The organism is Sphingomonas bacterium (genome assembly GCF_903643065.1).
In the GTDB taxonomy this organism is placed as follows: domain Bacteria; phylum Pseudomonadota; class Alphaproteobacteria; order Sphingomonadales; family Sphingomonadaceae; genus Sphingomonas.
Window position 1 is genome coordinate 1 of sequence record NZ_CAHJWX010000177.1, and the last position, 5,322, is coordinate 5,322.

Annotated in this window: 4 protein-coding genes; 2 read left to right on the plus strand and 2 right to left on the minus strand. The window is 70.4% G+C overall.

The window, feature by feature from the left end; genetic code table 11:
• Positions 1–80 precede the first annotated feature (80 nt).
• A complete protein-coding gene (locus HUU95_RS07585; protein ID WP_174279562.1) occupies positions 81–710 on the minus strand; it encodes a histidine phosphatase family protein in 630 nt (209 codons plus the stop codon).
• 139 nt (positions 711–849) lie between these two features.
• On the opposite strand from HUU95_RS07585, the gene dnaN reads away from it, so the two are divergent.
• Positions 850–1,965, plus strand: a complete 1,116-nt coding sequence (gene dnaN / locus HUU95_RS07590; RefSeq protein ID WP_174279563.1) for a DNA polymerase III subunit beta — start codon at positions 850–852, stop codon at positions 1,963–1,965.
• A gap of 48 nt (positions 1,966–2,013) precedes the next feature.
• On the opposite strand, the gene HUU95_RS07595 is transcribed toward dnaN, so the two are convergent.
• Positions 2,014–4,161: a S9 family peptidase gene (locus tag HUU95_RS07595; RefSeq protein WP_174279564.1), complete on the minus strand. Its 2,148-nt coding sequence runs from the start codon at positions 4,159–4,161 to the stop codon at positions 2,014–2,016.
• 165 nt (positions 4,162–4,326) lie between these two features.
• On the opposite strand from HUU95_RS07595, the gene HUU95_RS07600 reads away from it, so the two are divergent.
• Complete coding sequence (locus HUU95_RS07600; RefSeq protein WP_174279565.1) at positions 4,327–5,136, plus strand: Coq4 family protein; 810 nt, start codon at positions 4,327–4,329, stop codon at positions 5,134–5,136.
• Positions 5,137–5,322 lie beyond the last annotated feature (186 nt).

The following is a 5,322-nucleotide window of genomic DNA, read 5'->3' on the forward strand; positions in this document are numbered from 1 at the left end:
CACGCGGTCGCGGAACGCCGCCCAGCCGCCATAGACCCCGATCGCCGCGCGACCACTCGCCAGCAGCAGCGCCGCCACGATCACGCCGGCGCGTGTCCCGTGCCCCGGTGCGGCACCTGCTCGCGCCCGTCCGCGATCATCGCCACCGAGCCCTGCGGCAAGCCCGGCGCGATCGGCGCCGCGAACACGGGATGAACGTCCGCGCCCGTCATCAGCCCGCGCAGCACGCGGCTGGAGATGCCGTGACCGATGACGAGCCGGTCGCCGGGGTCGTCGTCCGTGTCCGCTAGCCACCCGCCGACCCGCGCGGCGATCGCGTCATAGCCTTCGCCATCCGGCGCGGGGACCAGCAGCCCCTCGCCCGTCACCACCGGCCCGACCTCGTCGATCACGTCCGCATAGAAGCGGCCGCCCCAGGCGCCCATGCCGATCTCCGCCAGCCGCGCGTCGACGCGCGCGCCGTGCCAATCGAGGCGCAGATGCTCGGCGACGATCGCCAGCGTCTGCAGCGCGCGGCCGCTGGGGCTCGACCACAATGTCAGCGCCGGCCGCTCGCCCAGCAGGTCGCGCAGCGCCCGGCCGATCGCGTCCGCCTGCGCGAACCCGGCGCGCGTCAGCGGCGTGTGCGGGTGGTCGCCCTGCAGCCGCCGGGCGGCGTTGAACACCGTCTCGCCGTGCCGGGCGATGAAGTCGCGTCCCCGTCTCGCCATGCCCACCTCGCCATCGCCATGCCCTCGTCCGACCGACCCGCGATGGCAAGCCCGCTTGCCCCGGCCCGGCCCCCTCCGTAGGGTCCGGCAGGATTCTCCCGCCATCGGGAGTCGCGGGTTCTGGGGCGGGGTAAGGCGAATGAAGGCGACGATCGAGCGCGCGACGCTGCTGAAGGGGCTGAGCCACGTCCAGTCGGTGGTGGAGCGGCGCAATACCATCCCCATCCTGTCCAACGTGCTGCTGGAGGCGACCGACGGCGGCGCGCTGCGGCTGATGGCGACCGATCTGGACCTCCAGATCAACGAGCAGGTCGCCGCGCAGGTCGATCAGCCGGGCGCCACCACCGTGTCGGCGCACACGCTGTTCGACATCGCGCGCAAGCTGCCCGACGGCGCGCAGGTCCAGCTCCACGCGGCGGAGGGCCGGATGGCGATCCGCGCGGGCCGCTACAATTCGTCGCTGCCGACGCTGCCGCGCGACGACTTCCCCGTCATCGCCGAGGGCGAGCTGCCGACCCGGTTCGAGCTGCCGGCGGAGACGCTCAAGCAGATCATCGACAAGACGCGCTTCGCCATCTCGACGGAAGAGACGCGCTATTACCTGAACGGTATCTTCCTTCATTCCAGCGAGGAAGCGGGCGGCGCGGTGCTCAAGGCGGCGGCGACCGACGGCCACCGGCTCGCGCGCGTCACCGTCAAGCTGCCCGACGGCGCGGCCGGGATGCCCGACGTGATCGTGCCGCGCAAATGCGTGGCCGAACTCCGCAAGCTGCTCGACGAGGTGGACGGCTCGGTCGGCGTCTCGCTATCGGGCAGCAAGGTCCGCTTCGACCTGGGCCAGGCGGTGCTCACGTCGAAGCTGATCGACGGCACCTTTCCCGACTATTCCCGCGTCATCCCGACCGGCAACGACAAGATCCTCAAGCTCGACCCGCGCGGCTTCGCGCAGGGCGTCGACCGCGTCTCCACCATCGCCAACGAGAAGACCCGCGCGGTCAAGATGGCGCTGGATCGCGACAAGGTGACGCTGTCGGTGACCAGCCCGGAGAACGGCACCGCCGCCGAGGAGGTGCCGGGCGAATACACCGCGCAGGGCTTCGAGATCGGCTTCAACAGCCGCTACCTGCTCGACATCCTGGGCCAGATCGACGGCGACACGGTGGAGGTCCACCTCGCCGACGCCGCCGCCCCGACGCTGATCCGCGAGAACGACAAGGCGCCCGCGCTATACGTGCTGATGCCGATGCGGGTGTAGGCGGGCGGCATCGTCCTGGCCGGGTGGCGAGCGGGATCGGACGAAGGACTATCCGGCGGCCGACGGGGGCGACAGGAGCCGTTGCGCGCCAAGCTGGGACAGCACGAAGGCCTCCCACTCGGCGTTCTGGCGCAGCCGCTCGAACCGCCCCGACTTGCCGCCATGGCCCGCCTCCATGTTGACGCGGAACAGCAGCGGGTTGGCGTCGGTCCTGGTGGCGCGCAGCTTGGCCACCCATTTGGTCGGCTCGTAATATTGAACCTGGCTGTCCCACAGCCCGCTGCCGACATACATCGCCGGATAGGCCTTCGCGGCGACGTTGTCGTAGGGCGAATAGCTCAGCATATAGTCGTAGAAGGGCTTCTGCCGCGGGTCGCCCCATTCGTCATATTCGAACGTGGTCAGCGGGATGGAGGCGTCGAGCATCGTCGTCACCACGTCGACGAACGGCACCTGCGCGACCATCACCTTATAGTCGGCGGGTGCCAGGTTCGCGACCGCGCCCATCAGCAGCCCGCCCGCGCTGCCGCCCAGCGCGGCGACGCGGTCCTTCGCCACATATTTCTGCGCGACGAGGTAGCGCGTCACGTCGATGAAATCGGTGAAGCTGTTGCGCTTGTGGAGCAGATGGCCATCGTCATACCAGCGCCGGCCCAGTTCCTGGCCGCCGCGGATATGCGCGATCGCATACACGACGCCGCGATCGAGCATGCCGATCCGCTCGGCGCTGACGCTGGGGTCGGACGAGATGCCGTAGCTGCCATAGGCGTATTGGAACAGCGGCGCGGTCCCGTCGCGCTTCACGCCCTTGCGATAAACCAGCGACACCGGCACCTTCACTCCATCCCGCGCCGTCGCCCAGACGCGCTCGGTGACGTAGTTGGACGGGTCATACCCCGGCACCGGCGCGACCTTGAGCACTCGCCGCTCGCCCGTGGTCGCGTTGATCTCGAAGGTCGTCGTCGGCGTGACGAGCGAGGCGTAGCTGTATCGCACCCATGGTGTCGCGACCTCCTCGTTGACGTCGAGCGCCATGCGAAAGGCGGGCTCGTCGGCCCTGACCGGCACCGAGCGACCCGCGTCGGTCAGCAGCCGGATCATGCGGTTGCCGCCCTCGCGCTGGTCGATCGCGACGAAGCCATCGAACGGGCGGAAGCTCTCGATGAAGACGCGGTCGCTCGCCGGCGTCAGGTCGCGCCAAGCGGCGACGCCCTTGCCCAGCTCGGCGTCGGCGACGGTGACGAGCTTGTAGTTCCGGGCATCGCGGTTGGTGCGGATGATCCAGCGGCCGCCCTGATGGTCGGCGCCGTAGCGGAACTCGCGCGCGCGAGGCGCGACGACGGTAAAGGCGGTGGGCGCGGCGGCGGGAGCGCAACGCTGCTCGTCGCTGACCGTGCTGCCGACGGTGAGGCAGATGTATCGGTCGTCGGCGGTGCGCTCGATGCCGAGCGAGAAGCTGTCGTCCTTCTCCTCATACAAGATCCGGTCCGCGCTGGCCGGCGTGCCGAGGACATGCGCCATCGCGCGATAGCCACGCAACGTCACCGGGTCCTTGGCGACGTACAGGATCGTGCGGTCGTCGTCGGCCCAGACCAGGTTCGGCTCGATATCGGCCACCGTGTCGGTGGCGATCGTGCCGGTCGCCAGGTCCTTGACGTGGAGGACGTATTGCCGCCGCCCGACCGTGTCCTCCGCCCAGGCGACCAGCCGGTTGTCGGGGCTGACCGCCCAGTCGGACAGCGCGAAAAAGCCATGGCCCTTCGCCATCGCCGGCTCGTCGAACAGGGCGGCGGCGGCAGCGCCGGGACGGTCGGCCCGGCGCTGGATCACCGGATAGTCGGCGCCGGTCGCGAACGCCTGTGAATACCACCATCCGTTCTTGCGATACGGGACGGTGCTGTCGTCCTGCTTGATGTGCGACACCGTCTCGGCGAAGAGCGCCGCTTCCAGCGGTTTGAGCGGCGCGAGCTGCGCGTCGGCATAGCGGTTCTCGGCAGCCAGATAGGCGAGCATCGCCGGGTCCTTGCGGGTGTCGTCGCGCAGCCAGTAATAGTCGTCCTCGCGCGGGCCGTTCGGCGAGGAAACCTGGAAGGGCTTGCGCTCGACGGTCGGCGGCGCCGGCGCGGCGACCTGTCCCGCCACCGCCTGCGTCGCGGCCAGCGATCCGATCGCGACCCACTCGATGATCCGTCCCATACGCCCCCCTTTCGGCACGGCTGGAGCGTGGCCCGGGCAACGGGATCGCGCAAGCGTCTCGCGGCAATCCTCGGCATGGATGGATTGGCGAACCGCCGCCCGCCGTCAGTTGACAGAAGGGCGATCAGATTTTATTAACATTCTTGTCAGTAAGGACTTGACCCGATGGCCACCCTCCCTCCCTTTCCCGGCACCACCGGCCGGCGCGACTGGCGCACGGCGTTCGACGCGATCCGCAAGCTGCTCGCCAATGGCGACGATACCGCGCAGGTGTTCCGCATCATGCGCGCGCTCAACGTCGGGTCGGGGCCGCGCGGCTATGCGCGGCTGATCGCGACGCTGGACGGCGGCCGGCTGGCGACCGAGCAGGTCGAGCTCGCCCGGCGGTTCTCCGACCGCGCCTGGGTCGCGAGCTTCGCGCCCGGCACGGTGGGCGCCGCCTATCGCGACTGGCTGGCGACCACCGGCTATTCCGCCGACGGGCTGGTCGAGGTCAGCCGCATCACCGACGGCGACGACATCCGGCACCCTTATGCCTGGTTCGGCCGGCGCAGCCGCGACATGCACGATGTCTGGCACGTGCTGACCGGCTATCAGGCGGACGAGAGCTTGGGCGAGGCGGCGCTGGTCGCCTTTTCCTACGCGCAGCTGGGCGGGCTCGGCTGGGCGTTCATCGCCGGCGCGGCGGCGCTCAAGAGCCTGCGCGTCACGCGCGGGCGTTTGTTCGCGCGCGCCATCTGGGAAGGCTATCGCCACGGCCGCCAAGCCCGGTGGCTGGCGGGCGAGGATTACGAGACGGTGATGCACGAGCCGCTCGCCGCCGCGCGCGCCCGGCTCGGGATCGCCGATCCGGTGGTGTACCGCCACGCCCAGCGGGTGCTGGGCCCGGCGATGGCGTCGTATCTGAGCGCGCCGAAGCAGCCGGCCATCGCGCAGCCCGAGCCCGAGCCCGAGCCCGAGAAGCTGGCCGCGTAGAGCGTCGCGGCACCCGAGCCGGAGGCGGCCGCCCTGACGCGGCCGACCGGCGGGATGCCGGCATGACGGATCGGGGCTGACCGGCTAAGCGCGCGCCCATGCTGTCGCGCCTGGTCCTGACCGACGTCCGCAATCACGCGACGCTCCTCCTCGCGCCCGGGCCGGGCCTGGTCATCCTCACCGGCG

What these genes read in the sequence shown, in the direction of transcription:
- HUU95_RS07585 (WP_174279562.1), bottom strand. Translation starts at nt 710, where the DNA reads ATGGCGAGACGGGGACGCGACTTCATCGCCCGGCACGGCGAGACGGTG.
- dnaN (WP_174279563.1), top strand. Translation starts at nt 850, where the DNA reads ATGAAGGCGACGATCGAGCGCGCGACGCTGCTGAAGGGGCTGAGCCAC.
- HUU95_RS07595 (WP_174279564.1), bottom strand. Translation starts at nt 4,161, where the DNA reads ATGGGACGGATCATCGAGTGGGTCGCGATCGGATCGCTGGCCGCGACG.
- HUU95_RS07600 (WP_174279565.1), top strand. Translation starts at nt 4,327, where the DNA reads ATGGCCACCCTCCCTCCCTTTCCCGGCACCACCGGCCGGCGCGACTGG.